At 57.0% G+C, this 18626-nt stretch carries 19 protein-coding genes; 11 read left to right on the forward strand and 8 right to left on the reverse strand.

Going from position 1 to position 18626, the window contains the following annotated elements; genetic code table 11:
- Positions 1–288: 288 nt before the first annotated feature.
- Genes AC0Z7K_RS06710 through AC0Z7K_RS06720 form a run of 3 tightly spaced genes read left to right on the forward strand, consistent with a single transcriptional unit; the run spans position 289 to position 2899 of the window.
- Positions 289–1713: a cytochrome ubiquinol oxidase subunit I gene (locus AC0Z7K_RS06710; RefSeq protein WP_485613511.1), complete on the forward strand. Its 1425-nt coding sequence runs from the start codon at positions 289–291 to the stop codon at positions 1711–1713.
- A 2-nt stretch (positions 1714–1715) separates the two neighbouring features.
- A complete protein-coding gene (gene cydB, locus AC0Z7K_RS06715) occupies positions 1716–2723 on the forward strand; it encodes a cytochrome d ubiquinol oxidase subunit II (protein ID WP_485613513.1) in 1008 nt (335 codons plus the stop codon).
- Positions 2724–2734: 11 nt separating this feature from the next.
- A complete protein-coding gene (locus tag AC0Z7K_RS06720; protein WP_485613515.1) occupies positions 2735–2899 on the forward strand; it encodes a DUF2474 domain-containing protein in 165 nt (54 codons plus the stop codon).
- A 33-nt stretch (positions 2900–2932) separates the two neighbouring features.
- On the opposite strand, the gene AC0Z7K_RS06725 is transcribed toward AC0Z7K_RS06720, so the two are convergent.
- The 7 genes from AC0Z7K_RS06725 to AC0Z7K_RS06755 form a co-directional block, all read right to left on the reverse strand.
- Positions 2933–3511, reverse strand: coding sequence for a TetR/AcrR family transcriptional regulator (locus tag AC0Z7K_RS06725; protein WP_485613899.1), 579 nt, complete (start codon positions 3509–3511; stop codon positions 2933–2935).
- A 47-nt stretch (positions 3512–3558) separates the two neighbouring features.
- Positions 3559–5055: an MFS transporter gene (locus AC0Z7K_RS06730; RefSeq protein WP_485613517.1), complete on the reverse strand. Its 1497-nt coding sequence runs from the start codon at positions 5053–5055 to the stop codon at positions 3559–3561.
- A 221-nt stretch (positions 5056–5276) separates the two neighbouring features.
- Entirely contained in the window at positions 5277–6791 is a 1515-nt protein-coding gene (locus AC0Z7K_RS06735) for an ABC transporter substrate-binding protein (protein WP_485613519.1), read from the reverse strand.
- Between the two features lies 1 nt (position 6792).
- A complete protein-coding gene (locus tag AC0Z7K_RS06740; RefSeq protein WP_413530951.1) occupies positions 6793–7824 on the reverse strand; it encodes an ABC transporter ATP-binding protein in 1032 nt (343 codons plus the stop codon).
- Complete coding sequence (locus tag AC0Z7K_RS06745; protein WP_485613520.1) at positions 7808–8794, reverse strand: ABC transporter ATP-binding protein; 987 nt, start codon at positions 8792–8794, stop codon at positions 7808–7810. The genes AC0Z7K_RS06740 and AC0Z7K_RS06745 overlap by 17 nt, the downstream gene beginning before the upstream one ends.
- Positions 8791–9651, reverse strand: a complete 861-nt coding sequence (locus AC0Z7K_RS06750; protein ID WP_485613901.1) for an ABC transporter permease — start codon at positions 9649–9651, stop codon at positions 8791–8793. Before AC0Z7K_RS06750 ends, AC0Z7K_RS06745 begins: the two co-directional genes overlap by 4 nt.
- Positions 9652–9653: 2 nt before the next feature.
- The gene (locus tag AC0Z7K_RS06755; RefSeq protein ID WP_485613522.1) at positions 9654–10592 is read right to left on the reverse strand and encodes an ABC transporter permease; all 939 of its coding nucleotides are present in this window, start codon (positions 10590–10592) and stop codon (positions 9654–9656) included.
- A gap of 227 nt (positions 10593–10819) precedes the next feature.
- Between AC0Z7K_RS06755 and AC0Z7K_RS06760 the strand changes: the two genes are divergently transcribed.
- Positions 10820–11575: a LuxR family transcriptional regulator gene (locus AC0Z7K_RS06760; protein ID WP_413530948.1), complete on the forward strand. Its 756-nt coding sequence runs from the start codon at positions 10820–10822 to the stop codon at positions 11573–11575.
- 89 nt (positions 11576–11664) lie between these two features.
- Positions 11665–12567, forward strand: a complete 903-nt coding sequence (locus AC0Z7K_RS06765) for a proline iminopeptidase-family hydrolase (protein WP_485613524.1) — start codon at positions 11665–11667, stop codon at positions 12565–12567.
- A 101-nt stretch (positions 12568–12668) separates the two neighbouring features.
- Here AC0Z7K_RS06765 and AC0Z7K_RS06770 read toward each other — a convergent pair whose 3' ends face one another.
- Positions 12669–13430, reverse strand: a complete 762-nt coding sequence (locus tag AC0Z7K_RS06770; protein ID WP_413531237.1) for a FadR/GntR family transcriptional regulator — start codon at positions 13428–13430, stop codon at positions 12669–12671.
- A gap of 221 nt (positions 13431–13651) precedes the next feature.
- Here AC0Z7K_RS06770 and AC0Z7K_RS06775 point away from each other — a divergent pair, with 221 nt between their 5' ends.
- The 6 genes from AC0Z7K_RS06775 to AC0Z7K_RS06800 are packed head-to-tail and all read left to right on the forward strand — an operon-like array spanning position 13652 to position 18571.
- Positions 13652–14392: an SDR family oxidoreductase gene (locus AC0Z7K_RS06775; protein WP_485613526.1), complete on the forward strand. Its 741-nt coding sequence runs from the start codon at positions 13652–13654 to the stop codon at positions 14390–14392.
- A 42-nt stretch (positions 14393–14434) separates the two neighbouring features.
- Complete coding sequence (locus AC0Z7K_RS06780) at positions 14435–15277, forward strand: fumarylacetoacetate hydrolase family protein (RefSeq protein WP_413531239.1); 843 nt, start codon at positions 14435–14437, stop codon at positions 15275–15277.
- Between the two features lie 29 nt (positions 15278–15306).
- Positions 15307–16584: an L-fuconate dehydratase gene (locus tag AC0Z7K_RS06785; protein ID WP_485613527.1), complete on the forward strand. Its 1278-nt coding sequence runs from the start codon at positions 15307–15309 to the stop codon at positions 16582–16584.
- Positions 16585–16618: 34 nt separating this feature from the next.
- The gene (locus AC0Z7K_RS06790) at positions 16619–17476 is read left to right on the forward strand and encodes an amidohydrolase family protein (RefSeq protein WP_485613528.1); all 858 of its coding nucleotides are present in this window, start codon (positions 16619–16621) and stop codon (positions 17474–17476) included.
- Positions 17454–18230, forward strand: coding sequence for an L-fucose dehydrogenase (locus tag AC0Z7K_RS06795; RefSeq protein ID WP_413531242.1), 777 nt, complete (start codon positions 17454–17456; stop codon positions 18228–18230). The genes AC0Z7K_RS06790 and AC0Z7K_RS06795 overlap by 23 nt, the downstream gene beginning before the upstream one ends.
- Entirely contained in the window at positions 18227–18571 is a 345-nt protein-coding gene (locus tag AC0Z7K_RS06800; RefSeq protein ID WP_413531243.1) for an L-rhamnose mutarotase, read from the forward strand. The genes AC0Z7K_RS06795 and AC0Z7K_RS06800 overlap by 4 nt, the downstream gene beginning before the upstream one ends.
- The last annotated feature ends 55 nt before the right edge of the window (positions 18572–18626 follow it).

Consider the following 18626-nt stretch of genomic DNA (forward strand, 5'->3'; position numbering starts at 1 on the left):
ATTATTTCCACGCTATTTTTGAGGTTACTTGCGCTTTCCTCAACTCCTGCCCAATTTAGTTTCTGCCGCCTTTCTTCCCCTCTGTTTGGAAAGTGTTTCAGGGACTGATTTCCCTGCGTAACCGTCCCTGTTATTGCCTTTGCAGGCTGTGGTTAAATCGCCCTCTCGCAAAACCCCGTTATACGTTTCCTTTCATTCAAGACTTCACCTGCGAATGTCAGACATCGCCGGTTCCCGTGCCGGTGCTTGTGTTTGAAGGGATACCCTGACGCACAAAAAGAGGTTGTTATGTTTGGTCTTGATGCACTAGAACTGGCCAGAATCCAGTTTGCATTCACCGTCTCTTTTCACATCATTTTTCCCGCCATCACCATCGGGCTGGCCAGTTTTCTGGCGGTGCTCGAAGGGTTGTGGCTGAAAACGAAGAAAGAGGCTTACCGCGACCTGTACCATTTCTGGTCGAAAATTTTTGCCGTGAACTTCGGTATGGGCGTGGTCTCCGGCCTGGTGATGGCCTACCAGTTCGGCACCAACTGGAGCATGTTCTCATCGTTTGCCGGAAGCATTACCGGCCCGCTGCTGACCTATGAAGTACTTACCGCGTTCTTCCTTGAAGCGGGTTTCCTCGGCGTGATGCTGTTCGGCTGGAACCGTGTCGGCCCCGGTCTGCACTTTTTCTCCACCTGCATGGTGGCGCTCGGCACGCTGATGTCGACGTTCTGGATCCTTGCCTCCAACAGCTGGATGCAGACGCCGCAGGGCTACGAGATTGTGAACAATCTGGTGGTGCCGGTGAGCTGGATGAAGATCATCTTTAACCCGTCGTTCCCGTTCCGCCTGATGCACATGACCACGGCAGCCTTCCTCGCTTCCGCGTTCTTCGTCGGGTCTGCGGCAGCATGGCACCTGCTGCGCGGTCGCGATACGCCCGCTATCCGCACTATGTTGTCGATGGCGATGTGGATGGCGCTGATAGTCTCCCCAATCCAGGCCTTTTTGGGCGACGCCCACGGTCTGAACACCCTGAAATATCAGCCCGCGAAAATCGCAGCCATTGAAGGTCACTGGGAGAATAAAGATGACAAACCGACGCCGCTGGTGCTGATCGGTTACCCGGACATGAACCGCGAAGAAACGCGTTACGCGGTGGAAATCCCTTATCTTGGCAGCCTGATCCTGACGCACAGCCTGACGCATCAGATCCCGGCGCTGAAATCCTTCCCGAAAGAAGACCGTCCGAACTCCTCGGTGATTTTCTACACCTTCCGCATCATGGCTGGTCTGGGCATGCTGATGATTTTGCTCGGCGTGCTGAGCCTTGTCCTGCGTCGCGGTGGCAAGATGTACACCTCAAAAGCGTTCCTGCGCTTTGCCTTTCTGATGGGGCCGTCCGGTCTGCTGGCGTTGCTGGCGGGATGGATAACCACAGAAATGGGGCGTCAGCCGTGGGTGGTTTATGGCCTGCTGCGCACTAAGGACGCGGTTTCGAACCATAACGTGTTGCAGATGAGCGTCAGCCTGATCCTGTTCATCGTGATCTACTGCTCGGTCTTCGGCGTGGGTTACGGCTACATGATGCGTCTGATCCGCAAAGGTCCGCAGGCGCACGAAGGTGAAAGCGTCGATCACGGCGGTCCAGGCCAGCACCGGACGCCTGCGCGTCCGCTGTCTGCCATCAAAGAATCACTGTCCGACGACACTAAGGGAGCTTGATAATGGGTATCGATTTACCGCTGATCTGGTTTTTGATCATCATCTTTGGGGTGATGATGTACGTGGTGATGGACGGGTTCGATCTGGGTATCGGGCTGCTGTTCCCGCTGGTGAAAAAAGAGCACGACCGCGACGTGATGATGAACACCGTCGCGCCGGTGTGGGACGGCAACGAAACCTGGCTGGTGCTTGGCGGCGCGGCGCTGTATGGCGCATTCCCACTGGCCTACTCGGTCATTCTTGATGCGCTCACCATCCCGCTGACGCTGATGCTGTTCGGGCTGATCTTTCGTGGCGTGGCGTTCGAGTTCCGCTTCAAAGCCAGCCCGGCGAAGCGCCATGTGTGGGATAAATCCTTCATCGGCGGTTCCGTGCTGGCGACGTTCTGTCAGGGCGTGGTGCTGGGCGCGGTGATCAACGGCATTCCGGTAGTAAACCGCACCTACGCCGGTGGCGCGCTGGACTGGCTGACCCCGTTCACGTTGTTCTGCGGCGTTGCGCTGGTGGTGGCTTACGCCCTGCTCGGCTGCACCTGGCTTATCATGAAAACCGAAGGCGAGTTACAGGACGCGATGCATAAAATCGCCAAACCGCTGCTGGTGCTGTTTCTGCTGGTGACGGCGGCGGTCAGCCTGTGGACGCCGATTTCGCACAGCGATATCGCGACCCGCTGGTTCACCCGCCCTAATCTGTACTGGTTCCTGCCGGTGCCGGTACTGGTAGTGCTGGTCTCTGCGTGGATGTATCGCGCCATCAGCCAAAAAGCACACCACGCGCCGTTCCTGCTGACGCTGGCGCTGGTGTTCCTCGGCTACACCGGCCTTGGGATCAGTATCTGGCCAAACATTATTCCGCCGTCCATCTCCATCTGGGAAGCTGCTTCACCGCCGCAAAGTCAGGGCTTCATTCTGGTCGGCGCGCTGTTCATCATCCCGATCATTTTGGTGTACACCTTCTGGAGCTATTACGTGTTCCGCGGGAAAGTCACACCGGATCAGGGTTATCACTGAGGGCGGGTATCATGAATCTGATTCAAAAAATGGATGACAAGATCATCACCAAAGCGCCTTTCTGGAAACGCGTCGGCTGGATGGCAATCATCTGGGGCGGCAGCGTGCTGGGGCTCTTTGTCGTGGCGACGGTGTTTCATGTGCTGATGTATATGGCGGGAATGCGGGAGCATTAAGTGACCAGGAGGCCGCTGCAATGGCGGCCTTTTTTACTTCTCCAGCACCAGCCCCACAAAATCCAGAATATCGTCCATGGCTTCCTGACGGGCTTCGGCGGAGGGCATGACGATCAGCTGATCGGAATAGCCATTCATGATAGCGGAGAGCTGGCGGGTAACGCGCCCGGCATTAGTGGAGCGGAAAACGCCGGTTTGAATGCCCGCGCTGATGATTTCAGCCAGAAGTTCCAGCCACTTTTGAACCATCGTTCGCGCCAGCCCGGCATAAGCCTCATTGTGCGCGGCAAGCTGCCAAAGGGATCCGTAGAGTTGCCAGATATCCCCCTGCGTGTCCGGCAAATAATTGCGCACCAGCGTATGGAGTTTTTCCTGTGGATGCAGCAGGGCAATCTCTTCGGTGAACTGCTTCAGTTCCGCCAGCATCACCACCGACAACGCCTCAATGCACAAGGCCTGCCAGTCGCTGAAATAGTGATAAATATGGCTGCGGGAAATGCCGACGTGCTCGGTCAGTTCCCGCGTGGTGACTTTCTCAATCCCCTTTTCGATAAAGAGACTGATCGCGCCGTCCAGAATTTTGGCTCTCAGCGAGTCCGGGTTTTCTTTCATCATCTTTCCTGTGCTGGCCTTGAGCAACCGCTCTGGCCAGCATTTTATCAGGAAGGTTGGCGCGCGCCCAATGACTTACGCAATACCATTTTCAGCACCACTACGCTTGCGATCACCAGCACCGTCGCGCAAATCAGCACCGCCATAAAGGCATGGTCAAACGCCGTTCTCGCCAGTTCGGTAATCAGCGAGGCGTGTTCCGGGCTGAGACTGCCCGCAATACGCAGCGCTTCGTCAAGACTGTCATACGCGCCATCACCGGTGACCAGTTCCGCTGGCAGCGACAAACTGCGGCTATAGACCGCCGTCATCAGGCCGCCCAATAAAGTCACGCCCAGTACGCCGCCCATCTCCCACGAAACGTCTTCGATTGCCGCGACCATGCCCGCTTTTTCTTCCGGTGCGTTGAGCATAATCGACGTCGAGGCCGCAGTGATCGCCCCGCCGAGGCCAAAACCTAATACCGCGAGGCTGATCAGTTGCATCGCCGTGCCGGTCTGGTGAAACAGCGCATAACTCACAATCCCCAGCGCCGCGAGAGCAAATCCGCCCACCATCATCGCGCGGGCGCCGTAGCGCGGCAGCAACATACCGGCCAGCGGCGAGGCCAGTGCGGAGGCTACCGGGATCGGCAGAATAAACATCGCCGCCATGATCGGCTGTAAGCCGAGCACTAGCTGCAGGCGCTGCGTCAGCACCAGTTCAATACCCACCATCGCGATCATCGAGGTGATCGCCACCCCAACGCCGCAGGCAAACGCGCGGTTGCGGAACAGTGAGAAATCGATCATTGGCTGCTCTGAACGCGCCTGACGGCGGGCAAACAGCCAGAGGAAGAATACGCCCGCAGCGGCAGCGCTGAAGATAACTGTCCATGACGAGTTAATCTGGCTCAGCTCTTTCAGCGCATAAATCACGCCGACCAGTCCGGCCATGACCATCGCCGATCCGACGAAATCGCACGGTCGCTGTTTGTTACCCTCGCCGCGAGGGATCAGCAGGAATGCCAGTGGGAAGACAGCCAGCACCACCGGCACGTTGATCAGGAACACCGACCCCCACCAGAAATATTCCAGCAGAACACCGCCGACCACCGGCCCGAGCGCGGCGGCACCGGAGGCAACTGCCGCCCAGATACCGATGGCCAGCGCCCTTTCGCGTTCATTGGAAAACACCTGGCGCACAATCGCCAGCGTCGCGGGCATCATCATCGCCGCACCGACCGCGAGGAATACGCGCGAGGCGATCAGCATCTGGGCTGAAGGCGAAAATGCCGCACACAGGGAGGCCAGCGCAAACACCGGCAGCCCGCACATAAACAGTTTTTTGTGGCCGAGACGGTCACTCAGCATGCCCGCACCAGGCAGCAAGCCCGCGACGACCAGCGGATAGGCATTTACTATCCATAATTTTTCCGAAGACGATGCGCCCAAAGCCAGCGTGAGGCGTGGCAATGCGGTGTACAACACCGTCATATCGACGACGATCAGGAAAAGCGTACTGGTGACGACAGCCAGTGTCAGCCAGCGGTTATTGAAAAACATAAAAGCCTCAGAAGTTTTTGAGCAATTGCTCAAGCGCGAAAGGTACTTGAGCGCACGCTCAAAAGCAAGGTGAGACTGGTCGTTGGTTGAGGAATGATTTAACCCGCGAGGCGGGATAACACAGGTTTTACAGGCATGAAAAAGCCCGCTCGGAAGCGGGCAAGGGGGGGGTGTACAGTCTGATTTTATTTAACGGCTTATTTTCCCTGATGTGGCAAAAACTACTCTTTCACCGTTTCCTCTAACGTGAAACGGCCTAACGGATTCTGATGGAAGTTCTTGATATTTTTACGGGTCACATTACGGTACGGGCTGTAATACAGATCAATCCAGTTCACGTCGGCTTTGGCCATTTTCTGCAAATCGATATACATCTGTTCGCGCCTGGCCGGATCCATTTCGATACGGGCGGCGGCGACCAGCGCTTTCACTTTTTCGTTATGGTAGTGCGTCATGTAGTTATTGTTGGAATCGTGGCCGAGCGTGAAAGTGGTTTTTTGATCCGGGTCGAGAATGTCGTTGGTCCAGTACATCACTGAAATGTCGTAGTCTCCCGCCACCAGCATGTCCCAACTCTGGCTCGGATCCACTTTTTGCAGATTGGCGGTGACCCCCGCTTTTGCCAGCTGTTGCTGTAAAAGAACGGCGATTTGCTCATCCACTTCATCCCCGGCGTTTACCAGATATTTCAGCGTCAGGTTTTTCACCCCCGCCGCCGCCAGCAGCGCTTTGGCTTTTTCCGGATCATAAGGACGTTGCAGGTTCGCGGCGTAATGATACAGCGCGCCATCCGGTATGTAGGAGTTAGCGATTTTGCCGTAGCCAAAGGTCACGGTATCAATAATCGATTTCTTATCAATGGCGAAATCCAGTGCCTGACGCACTTCCACTTTAGCGAGATCGCCGTGGGCGTGATTGATCAACAAATGGTCTTCGCGGGTGGAGGTATCCAGCACGACGTCAAGTTTGGGGTCTTTTTGCAGCGATGAAATGCGCGAGAACGGAATCGACAGCGCCGCATCGATTTCTCCGGCCTGTACTTTCAGCATACGGGAATTGTCATCCGGCAGCGTCAGCCATTCTACCCCGTCCAGTTTCACCTTCGCCGCATCCCAGTAATACGGGTTTTTAACCAGCTCAACTTTCTCACCGCGCGTCCACTCTTTCACGCTGAATGCGCCAGAGCCGACAGGGTGCTCGGCGAAATCGTCCGCACCCTGTTTGGTCAGCGCCTGTTGTGAAATCACCGAGGCGTTCGGCAGCGCCAGCTGGGATAAAAATGCCGCCGACGGGGTCTTAAGGGTGATTACCAGCGTGTGCGGATCGGCGGCTTTAAGCGTTTCGATAATGCTGTAGGAGTCTTTCCACATAGATCCCGCATCGTCACGGATGCGCGTCAGGCTGAACACGGCATCTGAAGCTGTCACCGGCGTGCCGTCGGAGAATTTTGCTTCGCGCATTTTCAGCGTGTAGGTTTTGCCGTCCGGCGAAATTGTCCAGCTTTCCGCCAGGCCCGGCAACAGTTTGGTGCCGGTGTTATCGACCCGCAATAGCGGATCGAAGACGTTGGAGAACACCCAGTTATCGGCGTTTTGCGCAGATTTAATGGGGTCAAACGTGGTGCTGTCTTCGCGACGACCGATGGTTAATACCCCCGCGGCCTGCGCCATTTCGCTGACCAGGCTCAACGCCAGCAGCACCCCGGCGGCTACAACGTTAAAATGCTTTTGCTTCATGTCACATTCCTTCAGTCATCGGATAAATCCTGTCGCGGCTGTGGCCATCAAGCACACAGGCGAAGGCATGGTCGGCAATATGCCGGGTTTCGGGTACCGCGCCCTGCCGGCATGCGGGAAGCGCATGGGCACAGCGTGGATGAAAAGCGCAGCCTGCGGGTAACGAGACCGGGCTGGGCGGCTCGCCCTGCAACGGATGCTCTGGCAGAGGCCGGTCGGGGTCGATTTCAGGGATGGCCGCCACCAGCGCGGCGGTATACGGATGGCGCGGCGCGTTAAACACCGTCTGCGTCGGCCCGCTTTCGACAATGCGCCCCAGATACATCACGGCCACGCGGTCACACAGACGGCGGACAATCGCCAGATCATGGGCGATAAACAGGATCGCGAGCCCCATGCGCTCGCGCAGATCCAGCAGTAAATTAATAATTTGCGCCTGAATCGAGACATCCAGCGCCGCGACGCACTCATCGGCGACGATCAGTCGTGGTTCCATAGCCAACGCGCGGGCAATTCCGGCACGCTGGCATTGCCCGCCGCTCAGCGCCTGTGGCCGTTTTACGGCATGTTCCGGGCTAAGGCCGACCAGCGTCAGCAGCTCGCTGACCCGGGCGGGAATGTCGGCTTTTGTCACTTTGTGATGCACGCGCAAGACTTCGCTGATGCTTTCCCCCAGCGTCTGGCGAGGATTGAGCGAAGCGTACGGATCCTGAAAAATCATTGCCGTTTGCTGGCGCAGACGGGCGATGTCCGGCTTCATGCCGTCGGTGATCAGCTGTCCGCGAAACCGCACGCGGCCTGCGCTGGCAGTTTCCAGATGCAGCATCGCCCTGCCGAGCGTACTTTTACCGCTGCCGGATTCCCCCACCAGCCCCAGCGTTTCGCCCGCGTTGATGTACAGCGATACACCGTTGACCGCCTGCACGTAGCGTTTTTTCAGGCCAAAACCGCCCGAGACCGGAAACGCCACCGACAGCGTTTCGACTTCCAGCAACGGGTAAGGCTGCGGGCTATTTTCAGATGGAAGACTCATTTTCCCTCCCGTTCAGCGGATGGTGGCAGGCAGCCACGTGGCTATGTGTCAGCGTGGCGGTTTGCATTGCAGGTTGCATCCGCTGGCACTGCGCCGTGGCGTTTGCGCAGCGCGGATGGAAACGACAGCCGGTTGGAAAGCGTGCCGCGACAGGCGGCTGACCGGGCAGCGTGATAAGCCTTCCACTTCCCCCCTCGCTGACCGGCTGGCAGTCAATTAAACCGCGCGTATAGGGATGTCTCGCCTGCGCGAGCACCGGGCGTTTATCGCCGGTTTCGCACAGCCGCCCGCCGTACATCACAGCGATTCGGTCACAGGTTTGCGCCACCACGCCAAGATCGTGCGTAATCAGAATGATGGCGATACCTAGACGGTCGCGCAGATCGCGGAGCAGCCGTAAAATCTGCATCTGCACGGTGACGTCCAGCGCGGTGGTTGGCTCATCGGCGATGAGCATTTTCGGTTCGCAGGCCAGCGCAACGGCAATCATCGCGCGCTGGCGCATTCCGCCGGAAAACTCATGGGGATAGTTATCCACCCGGCGCAAAGGATCGGGAATACCCACCTGCCGGATTAAGTCCACCGCCTGCAGATGTGCCTCGCGGCGGCTTGCGCCAAAATGCAGACGACGGCTTTCGCCGATTTGCTGGCCGATGGTCATCACGGGATTGAGATGGCTGGCGGGATTCTGGAAAATCATGCCGATTTCCCGTCCGCGAATCGCCGTCATTCGCTTGTCGTTGAGGGTCAGTAAATCCGTGCCGTTAAACAAGATCTCACCGCCACTGATGCTCAGCCCTTCGCCCGGCAGCAGCCGCATCATGGCGCGGCAGCTCAGGGTTTTACCCGAGCCGCTCTCGCCGACCAGCCCGAGAATATCCCCTACGCTTAACGTCAGGGAAAGCTGATCCACCAGCGCGATGCCCTGCCGGTCTTCAATGGTTAAACCGCGCACCTGTAACAGCGTCATGGGCGCTCTCCCAGTTTGTCGCCGAGACCGTCGGCCAGCAGGCTGAAACTCATCGCCAGCACCACAATCGCCAGGCCGGGAAACGTGGTGATCCACCACGCGGTAGTGATAAAGCTTTGTCCCTCGGCGACCATCACGCCCCATTCAGCTACAGGCGGCTGAACGCCAAGCCCGAGATAACTTACCGACGCACCGCTGAGCAAAACCAGCACACAGTCGGACATCGAAAACACCAGAGAACTGGTCAGGGCATTGGGTAAAAGATGCAAAAGCAAAATACGCGTATGGCTGTAGCCCAGGCTGCGCGCCGCAAGAATGAAATCGCGGTGTTTGAGGGTCAGCACCTGCGAGCGCACCAGACGTGCATACGACACCCAGCCGACCATCGCCATCGCGATGTAAAAACTGCCCAGACCCGGCCCGAGAATGGCGATGATCGACAACATCAGCACCAGAAACGGAAATGCCAGCACCACATCAATCACCCGCATAAACAGGGTATCGACCGCGCCGCCGAGATAACCGGAGAATGCGCCGATGAGCGTGCCAAAGATGAACGGAAAAATGACGCCAATCAGGCAGATTTGCAGATCCACCCGCGTGCCCCACATCACCCGCGAGAGAATGTCGCGCCCAAAATTATCAGTGCCAAAAGGATGTGCCAGATTAGGCGGCAGCAGCGTCGCGGTGGCGTCCTGCGTAATCGGGTCGTAAGGCGCAATCCACGGGCTGAGCAGCGCCACCAAAACCCACACCAGCAACATACAGATCCCCAGTCGCAACGCCTGCTGACGCGGGAGCCAGCGCAAATGAAAGGCCGGCAGACGCTGCGCAGGGGCTTTATCGGTGAGGCTCATTTTCATAGTTTCACCCTCGGATCCAGCGCGACCGTAACCAGATCCGCAATCAGATTCACGCCCACCGTCGCCAGCGCAAACACCAGCACCACGCCCTGCACCACCATGTAATCCCGGCTAATGATCGCTTTGACCAGCAGTTGCCCCATGCCGGGAAGGGCAAAGACGCTTTCGATCACCACCGTGCTGCCAATCAGCCAGCCAATATTTACCGCCAGCAGATTGACGGTCGGCACCAGAGAATTGGGCATCACATGTCGCCAGAAAATGCGGTTTTCGTTTTGCCCGCGCGCCCGGGCGGCGGTGACATAATCATTTTGTAACTCCATCAGCAGACTGGCGCGCAGATTACGCGTCAGCACCGCCGAGAGCGCCAGCGCCACCGTCAGACACGGCAAAAACAGATGGTGCAGACGCTCCCCCGCATCGCTGCCGTACCCCGAGACCGGAAACCAGCCGAGCGACAGGCTGAACAGTAAAATCATCATGATAGCCAGCCAGAACGCGGGCAGCCCAAGGCCGACAGTGGATATCAGGCGGATCATCTGATCCGCCAATCGTCCGCGATGTCGGGCGGCGGTGGCGGCCAGCGGCACGGTAAACAGCATCGCCAGCAGCACGCTGCCGAGCACCAGATACAGCGTGGGTTCGATGCGCGTCATGATCAGTTTCAGCGTATCAACACGGTAAATCAGCGATTTACCCATTTCCCCGTGCATCAGGTTGCGCAAAAAATAGAGATATTGCTGCCACATCGGTTCATCCAGCCCGTACTGCGCCCGGATGCGGGCAATGGCTTGCGGCGAACTGCGCACACCGAGCAGGATCCGTGCCGGATCGCCGGGTATGGCGCGCACCATGATAAATGTGAGAATACTGATCCCCAGCAACACCGGCAGCAGTTGCAGCGGTCGCCAGAGCAGAAATCGATAACGGTGCATGGCAATCCTCTAAATGGCAGTTTCTGGTGCAATGTGAGCGTCTGTTTGCCATTGGCTCTACGTTAGCCCCGACCTAACCTCGCCGGTAGTTAGCAAAAATACTAGGTTTGCACCCGCCGTGATGTGGCATTGCGATTGCATGACTTTTATTTAACAAATGAAGTTGATCAAAAACGGTGCCCGATCAGCCAATTCATGCAGCAAAGCAGCCAGACGAGGATAAATTCATGAAACTCGCAGTGAACGACGGTGCGCAACTGATGCGGGAAACCACAGTGGAAGGCGCATTCAGTCAGCTTTTCGCGCAGACATCGCGTCTGGGCTTCGATGCCCTGATCTACGATTACACGCCGGTTCCACGGTCGCTGGAAGGAGAGTTGATCACCCCATCGTTGTTGCACATGTGCAACGTGCCGGGAGATATGCAGCGGCTGTGGCTGGAGAGCGGGTATTATCAGGTAGATCCGGTGCAGCATTACGCACTCGAAAGCTGCGCGCCGTTCGTCTGGTCATATCAGCGGCCTGACAATACCTCGCTGCACAACCGTCTGAGCGATCTGAATAAACCGGTCACCCATTACATGTGCGATAACAATATGCCGAGCGGTGCGACCGTTCCGCTGCATCTGCCGGACGGCGGGTTTGTCACCGTTACCGGTATTCATAGCGGCGCAGGACACGAGCTAGATATTCACGACGCGCTGGCCGAGCTGAGCCTGCTGGCGATGACTTTTCAGGAGTGCGTATCGCCGCTTTTTGACAGCAGCGTTCTGACCTGTCAGCACGTGCGTTTAAGCAAACGCGAGCGCGAATGTCTGGCCTGGGCGGCACAAGGGCTGACCGCCAAAGAAATTGCCCGCAAACTATGCCGTTCGGTTGCCACAGTGACGCTGCATCTCAACACCGCCACCCGTAAACTCGGTGCCAGTAATCGCGTGCAGGCGGTGGTTCGCGCGATGCATTACCGTTTGCTCGACAGCTGAGCCTTCCCGTTTTCTATCTTTTTTACTAGCTGTGTCGCGCCGTCGCGATGTTTACCCTGAAAAGATTATTCACCGACAGGGGAAACAGCATGATTAACGTCACTGAGGGCTATGCGAAATTTCAGGAATACCAGACCTGGTACCGCGTTTGCGGCGATTTGCACAACGGCGTCACGCCGCTGGTGGTCGCGCACGGCGGGCCAGGCTGCACACACGATTACGTCGATGCCTTCCGTGATATCGCCCTGACCGGTCGCGCCGTCATTCATTACGATCAGATTGGCAATGGCCGCTCGACGCACCTTCCCGACAAACCGGCAGAGTTTTGGCAACCTACGCTGTTTCTGGCCGAGCTGGATAATTTGCTGCGCCATCTCGGCATCGAAAAGGATTACGCACTGCTTGGACAATCCTGGGGAGGAATGCTGGGTGCCGAACATGCGGTGACGCGACCTGCTGGCCTGAAAGCGCTGATCATCGCCAATTCCCCCGCCTCGATGGCGCTCTGGCTACAGGCCGCCGCCCGACTGCGCAGCGAGCTGCCCGCCGACGTACAGCAAACCCTGCTGGCGCATGAAACCGCCGGAACCCTCGACAGCGACGACTACAAAGCAGCATCGCAGGTGTTCTATCAGCGCCACGTCTGCCGGTTAGACCCGTGGCCGGAAGACGTCCTGCGCACCTTCGCCGCGATGGACGCCGATCCGACCGTCTATCACGCCATGAACGGCCCGACCGAGTTTCACGTGATCGGCAGCATGAAAGACTGGACGGTTATCGACCGCCTTCCTGCCATCACTGTGCCGGTGCTGCTGATTTCCGGCCGCTACGACGAAGCCGCTCCGGAAGTTGTACAGCCTTTTTACGATCTGATCCCAAAGGTGGAATGGGTGATTTTCGAGAATTCCAGTCACATGCCGCATGTGGAAGAGCGGGAGAAATGCATGAAATGCGTGGGGGAATTTTTGGCCACTGCGGGAAGTCGTTGCTGACTCAGTGAGGATGCCGCTATCTCACCATTTCTAAAGAGGAAACTGGGCTGCTTTGCTCCTCTCCCTGCGAAGGGGGAGGAGCCGAAGGCAACCCACTTATTCTAACCCTGACCAAAGATCTTAATCACCGCATCTAAATGATCCTTCATGGCTTTTTTAGCGGCGCGACCGTCGCGCGCTTCCAGCGCGGTCAGGATTTCAAGATGTTCAATCTCGGAACGGTGCGGCATGTCCTGCGGCGTGTAATGCATTTGCAGGCTGCGAAACATCGTGCCGTAACGGTGGCCGAGCAGGTGAGCGATGATAAACGCGTAAGCCGGGTTGCCGCTGGCCTGAGCGATGCGGATGTGAAACAAACGGTCACCGGGATGAGTCGCAGATCCCTGCCGGTTATCGCGACAGTTCTGCTCATAGGCCAACCTGATCGCCGCAAGTTCTTCATCTGTTGCATGTCGTGCTGCCAGCGCGGCGGTTTCCGGTTCGATCAATCGCCGTGTTTGTAGCAGAGAAAATGGCGGTAACTCGGCGGTAAAATCCAGTGCGATATTCAGCTCATCATCCACGTCTGCCCACTGATTGCGCCCTGCCTGAGACATCACCGGTTCCTTCGACGGAACAACCGCCGTGGCTGGGGGATGACACACAATCACACCGTTGCCGACGCGAACGTCCACCAGCCCGATCACTTCCAGCGCAATCAGCGCCTCACGCACCGACGCACGGCTTACCTGTAACTGACTGGCCAACTCTCGCTCTGCGGGAAGGCGGCTTCCGGGCGGAAATTCCTTACTCTCAATTAACGTTTTTAGCTGGTCAGCTATCTGCCTGTATATCCTGGGATTTTCTAATTTTTTTATCGGCATCGGACACCTGAGGTCAATTCTCATTAAGTGATTCAGCTAGCAACTTTAGGACAAAAATCTTGCTGAATTGTTTTATGCATGTAAAAAATTGGTTAACCGAAATCGTGTTTTAGGATGGAGCTTGCCGAATATCTTAGCAAAAAGCACCTCATATAACGCGTTTTTTTCGCCCCCAATGGCCTGACCATTAGACCTATAACCGTAATTTTTCAGGAGTTGCTATGAACCTGGCAGGGAAAAAAGTTCTGATCACCGCCGCCGGACAAGGCATCGGATTTAACACCGCCACGCTGTTCGCCAGTCAGGGCGCGGAGGTCATTGCCACCGACATCAATATTGATGCGCTGCATGATATTCAGGGCATCCGCCCTCGCGTTCTGGATGTCACTGATCCGCAGGCCATCGCCGCAGCCGCAGAAGAGATCGGCCCGGTCGATGTGCTGTTCAACTGTGCGGGCGTGGTACACAGCGGCGATATTCTGACGTGCAGCGAACGCGAATGGCAGTTTGCTCTCGACCTTAACGTGACGGCGATGTTTTACATGATCCGCACCTTTCTGCCCGCCATGCTCGAACGCAGCAGCGGTTCAATCATCAATATGTCGTCCGTGGCATCGAGCATCAAAGGCGTACCCAACCGTTTTGCCTACAGCGCGTCAAAAGCTGCCGTCATTGGGCTGACCCGCTCAGTCGCCGCTGATTATGTCACCCGGGGTATCCGCTGCAACGCCATCTGTCCGGGCACGGTGGAATCACCTTCCCTGCGCCAGCGCATTGCCGCACAGGCAGAAGCGGAAGGCCGCAGCGAAGCGGAAGTCTATCAGGCGTTTGTTTCGCGCCAGCCCATCGGGCGTATCGGGAAAACTGAAGAAATCGCCCAGCTGGCGCTGTATCTGGCGTCCGATGCCAGCTCCTACACCACCGGCACGGTGCAAATTATTGATGGCGGCTGGAGTAACTGAGTCCTGAACGCCAAATTTAATCAATTAAAGAGGGAGAATTGAATGAAATTATTACGCTACGGCACTGCAGGTTCTGAACGCCCCGGCCTGCTGGACAGTAAAGGCAATTTGCGCGATCTCTCTGCGCACATTGCCGATGTGCGCGGCGAATTCCTGCACCCGGAAACGCTGGAAAAACTGCGCCGTCTGGATCCGGAAAGCCTGCCACTGGTCAGCGGCGAGCCGCGCCTGGGTGCCTGCGTCGGGCAGGTCGGCAAGTTTATCTGTATCGGCCTGAATTACGCCGATCACGCGGCAGAGACCGGCGCAGACATCCCGAAAGAACCGGTGATTTTCAGTAAATGGACCAGCGCGCTTGTCGGGCCGAATGACGATGTGGAGATCCCGCGTGATTCGGTCAAAACAGACTGGGAAGTGGAGCTCGGCGTGGTAATCGGCACCGGCGGGCGCTACATCAGCGAAGCAGATGCGATGTCGCACGTTGCGGGCTATTGCGTGATCAACGACGTCTCGGAACGTGAGTTCCAGATTGAACGCGGCGGCACCTGGGACAAGGGAAAAGGCTGCGATACGTTCGGCCCGACCGGCCCGTGGCTGGTCACGGCGGATGAAATCCCCGATCCGCATCAGCTGAACTTATGGCTGGAAGTCGACGGCAAACGCTTCCAGAACGGCAATACCCGCACCATGATTTTTCAGATCCCCGAAATCATCAGCTATCTCAGCCGCTTTATGAGCCTGCAAGCCGGGGACATCATTTCTACCGGCACCCCGCCGGGTGTCGGGTTAGGGCAAAAACCGCCGCTGTATCTGAAAGCCGGTCAGGTTATGCGTTTGGGCATCGAAGGTCTGGGCGAACAGCGCCAGAAGACGGTACAGGCGTAGTCCCCTAATTTCTGCTGATGGAAGATGAAATGACAAAGATTACGGCTTTACGGGTTGAAGATGTGCGCTTCCCGACGTCACTCTCGCTGGACGGTTCGGATGCGATGAATCCTGACCCCGACTACTCCGCTGCGTATGTGATTTTAGAGACGGACAATTCTGACCTGAGCGGTCACGGGCTGACGTTTACCATCGGGCGTGGTAATGAAATCTGCTGCGCGGCCATTAATGCGCTGGAACATCTGGTCGTCGGTCGCGAACTGGCGGGTATTACCGCCGATATGGGTAAATTCTGGCGTGAATTTACCAGTGACAGCCAGCTGCGCTGGATTGGGCCGGATAAAGGTGCCATCCATCTGGCGACCGGTGCGGTGGTCAACGCAGTATGGGATTTATGGAGTAAAGCCGCCGGAAAGCCGCTGTGGCAGTTAGTAGCGGATATGTCGCCGGAAGAGCTGGTACGTTGCATCGATTTTCGTTACATCACCGACTGCATTACACCGCAGGAAGCGCTGACGCTGCTGCAACAACGTGCGGATAACAAACCGCAAAGGCGGGAAAAACTGCTGGCAGAGGGTTACCCGTGTTACACCACCTCGGCAGGCTGGCTGGGGTATCCGGACGACAAACTACGCCGTCTGTGTCAGGAAGCAGTCGACGCCGGTTTTGACTATCTCAAGCTCAAAGTCGGCCGCGATCTGGAAGACGATATTCGCCGTGTGCGCATCGCCCGTGAAGTGATAGGCCCCGACCGCAAACTGATGATCGACGCCAATCAGGTATGGGAAACCGACGAGGCCATTCCGTGGGTGAATGCCCTCGCCTTCGCCAAACCTTGGTTTATCGAAGAGCCGACCAGCCCGGATGACATCGAAGGCCATCGCAAAATCCGCCACGGCGTCGCACCGGTAAAAGTGGCGACCGGCGAGATGTGCCAGAACCGTATCATGTTCAAACAGTTCATCATGCGTGAGGCCATCGACGTGGTGCAGATTGACGCCTGTCGTATGGGGGGTGTCAACGAAGTACTGACAGTAATGCTGATGGCCGCCAAATACAACCTGCCGGTGTGCCCGCATGCGGGCGGCGTCGGGCTGTGCGAGTACGTGCAGCATCTGTCGATGATTGATTATCTGTGCATCGCCGGGACACATGAAGGCCGGGTGATTGAATATGTCGATCACCTTCACGAGCATTTTGTCCATCCGTGTGACATTCGCGGCGCAGCCTATATGCCGCCGAAAGCACCGGGTTTCTCGATCGAAATGCATCAGGCTTCAATCGACAAATACCGTCATCACGCCTGAGCCTGTGACTGAAAACACGCGGAGAACCTGAAGGATGCGCATCGACAGCCATCAGCATTTCTGGCACTACACGCCGCAAGATCACCGCTGGATAAGCGACACAATGGCGGTATTAAAGCAGGATTTTTTGCCGGAAACATTGCGGGATACGTTACACCGTCACGATATGCAGGGCACGATCCTGGTTCAGGCGTGTTCAGATAACCGAGAAACACAGTGGCTGCTGGAAATCGCTGAGAAAACAGAGTTTGTACGCGCCGTCACCGGCTGGATAGACCTGCTCTCTCCTCAGCTTGAACAGCAACTGGATGCGCGTTCTCATCCGCTGCTACGCGGCTTTCGGCATCAGGTTCAGGATGAAGTTTCACCCGCGCAGTGGCTGGGCGATACCGCCATCAACTGGGGTATCAGGCAGTTACAGCAGCGTGGCTATGTGTACGAAATTCTGGTGACGCACCAGCATCTGGCCGAAGCCGTACAATTTGCCGAACGCCACGATAACTATTATCTGGTGCTGGATCATTTTGGCAAACCGGACCTGAGCCGCGGCGCGGCGCACTGGGCGAAACAGGTTGCGCCTCTGGCCGCCCTGCCGCACGTCAGCTGCAAACTCTCAGGTTTGCTTACGGAACTGCGTCCGGCTGGCGTCACGCTCAATGACCTGTTGCCCTATTTCGACGCCGCGCTGGAGGTTTTTGGCACTGAGCGGCTGATGTTTGGCTCCGACTGGCCGGTGAGCCTGCTGGCGGGGAGTGACGAAGATCCGTGGTCGCTCTGCGAACGAGCCATCGCGACGCTCAGCTCTGACGAGCAGGCAGCCATTTTTGGTGGTAATGCCTGCGCAGTTTACCGAATACAGGAAACGAGCAATGAATCTGCATCTGCAAAATAAAGTGGTGATTGTCACCGGCGGCGGTTCAGGCATTGGTGCCGCCATTTCACTGATACTGGCCGAAGAAGGCGCCATCCCGGTCATCATCAGCAACACCGAACCAGCGAATGAGTTGATGCATCAGTTGCAACAACGGTCGCCAGAAACCAGCTTTATCCTCACTGAACTGCGTGAGGAAGCCAGCTGCGCGGCGGCAGTGAACCAGATCATGGCCCGCTACGGCCGCATCGACGGGCTGGTGAATAACGCCGGTGCCAATGACAGCGTCGGACTGGACGCCGGACGCGAAGCTTTTGTCCGCTCACTGGAGCAGAACCTTATTCATTACTACCTGATGGCGCATCTGAGTCTGGACGCCCTGCGCGCCAGCCGGGGTGCCATCGTCAATATCAGCTCGAAAACGGCGCTGACCGGTCAGGGAAATACCAGCGGTTACGCCTCGGCCAAAGGCGGCGTTCTGGCGCTGACCCGCGAATGGGCAGCGGCCCTGCTCAAAGATGGAATTCGGGTCAACGCGGTCATACCTGCGGAAGTAATGACCCCGCTGTACGAGCGCTGGATCAAAGGATTCGAAAATCCTGATGAAAAACTGCACCAGATAACCTCACATATCCCGCTGGGGCAACGCATGACCACGCCGCAGGAAATCGCCAATACTGTGGTGTTTCTGCTCTCTTCCCGCACCTCCCACACCACCGGTCAGTGGCTGACGGTGGACGGTGGCTACATGCATCTTGACCGGGCGTTAACATGAGCCGCCGTTTCGTACAGGCGTTGGATCTGGCTGAAGATCCACTGCTTATCGAAGAATATCAGCGTTATCACCAGCAAATCTGGCCGGAGATTTCCGCGCACCTTCGTCGTTACGGTGTCACGGAAATGGAGATTTACCGTCTGGGAAACCGGCTGATGATGGTGATGGAAACCACGGATGACTTTGACAGCGACCTGTTTGAACGCCGCAGTCTGGAAGACCCCAAAGTCTGTGAATGGGAAGCGCTGATGTGGAAATATCAGCGCCCCACGCCATGGACGCCTGCCGGTGAGAAATGGGTGGAAATGGAGAGGATTTTCTCCCTGAAGGATCAGCCATAGTTTTCACCTCCCCTTCGCCGGGGAGGCGCCCCGAACACGTTTTTTCATGCTATCT

This window comes from Rahnella sp. 1L-D-7-B-C2 (assembly GCF_057290995.1).

Coding starts and splice junctions, on each gene's coding strand:
- AC0Z7K_RS06800 (WP_413531243.1), top strand. CDS start 18,227: ATGAGCCGCCGTTTCGTACAGGCGTTGGATCTGGCTGAAGATCCACTG.
- AC0Z7K_RS06730 (WP_485613517.1), bottom strand. CDS start 5,055: ATGTTTTTCAATAACCGCTGGCTGACACTGGCTGTCGTCACCAGTACG.
- AC0Z7K_RS06775 (WP_485613526.1), top strand. CDS start 13,652: ATGAACCTGGCAGGGAAAAAAGTTCTGATCACCGCCGCCGGACAAGGC.
- AC0Z7K_RS06770 (WP_413531237.1), bottom strand. CDS start 13,430: ATGCCGATAAAAAAATTAGAAAATCCCAGGATATACAGGCAGATAGCT.
- AC0Z7K_RS06740 (WP_413530951.1), bottom strand. CDS start 7,824: ATGAGTCTTCCATCTGAAAATAGCCCGCAGCCTTACCCGTTGCTGGAA.
- cydB (WP_485613513.1), top strand. CDS start 1,716: ATGGGTATCGATTTACCGCTGATCTGGTTTTTGATCATCATCTTTGGG.
- AC0Z7K_RS06755 (WP_485613522.1), bottom strand. CDS start 10,592: ATGCACCGTTATCGATTTCTGCTCTGGCGACCGCTGCAACTGCTGCCG.
- AC0Z7K_RS06750 (WP_485613901.1), bottom strand. CDS start 9,651: ATGAGCCTCACCGATAAAGCCCCTGCGCAGCGTCTGCCGGCCTTTCAT.
- AC0Z7K_RS06710 (WP_485613511.1), top strand. CDS start 289: ATGTTTGGTCTTGATGCACTAGAACTGGCCAGAATCCAGTTTGCATTC.
- AC0Z7K_RS06795 (WP_413531242.1), top strand. CDS start 17,454: ATGAATCTGCATCTGCAAAATAAAGTGGTGATTGTCACCGGCGGCGGT.
- AC0Z7K_RS06725 (WP_485613899.1), bottom strand. CDS start 3,511: ATGAAAGAAAACCCGGACTCGCTGAGAGCCAAAATTCTGGACGGCGCG.
- AC0Z7K_RS06765 (WP_485613524.1), top strand. CDS start 11,665: ATGATTAACGTCACTGAGGGCTATGCGAAATTTCAGGAATACCAGACC.
- AC0Z7K_RS06760 (WP_413530948.1), top strand. CDS start 10,820: ATGAAACTCGCAGTGAACGACGGTGCGCAACTGATGCGGGAAACCACA.
- AC0Z7K_RS06780 (WP_413531239.1), top strand. CDS start 14,435: ATGAAATTATTACGCTACGGCACTGCAGGTTCTGAACGCCCCGGCCTG.
- AC0Z7K_RS06735 (WP_485613519.1), bottom strand. CDS start 6,791: ATGAAGCAAAAGCATTTTAACGTTGTAGCCGCCGGGGTGCTGCTGGCG.
- AC0Z7K_RS06745 (WP_485613520.1), bottom strand. CDS start 8,794: ATGACGCTGTTACAGGTGCGCGGTTTAACCATTGAAGACCGGCAGGGC.
- AC0Z7K_RS06790 (WP_485613528.1), top strand. CDS start 16,619: ATGCGCATCGACAGCCATCAGCATTTCTGGCACTACACGCCGCAAGAT.
- AC0Z7K_RS06720 (WP_485613515.1), top strand. CDS start 2,735: ATGAATCTGATTCAAAAAATGGATGACAAGATCATCACCAAAGCGCCT.
- AC0Z7K_RS06785 (WP_485613527.1), top strand. CDS start 15,307: ATGACAAAGATTACGGCTTTACGGGTTGAAGATGTGCGCTTCCCGACG.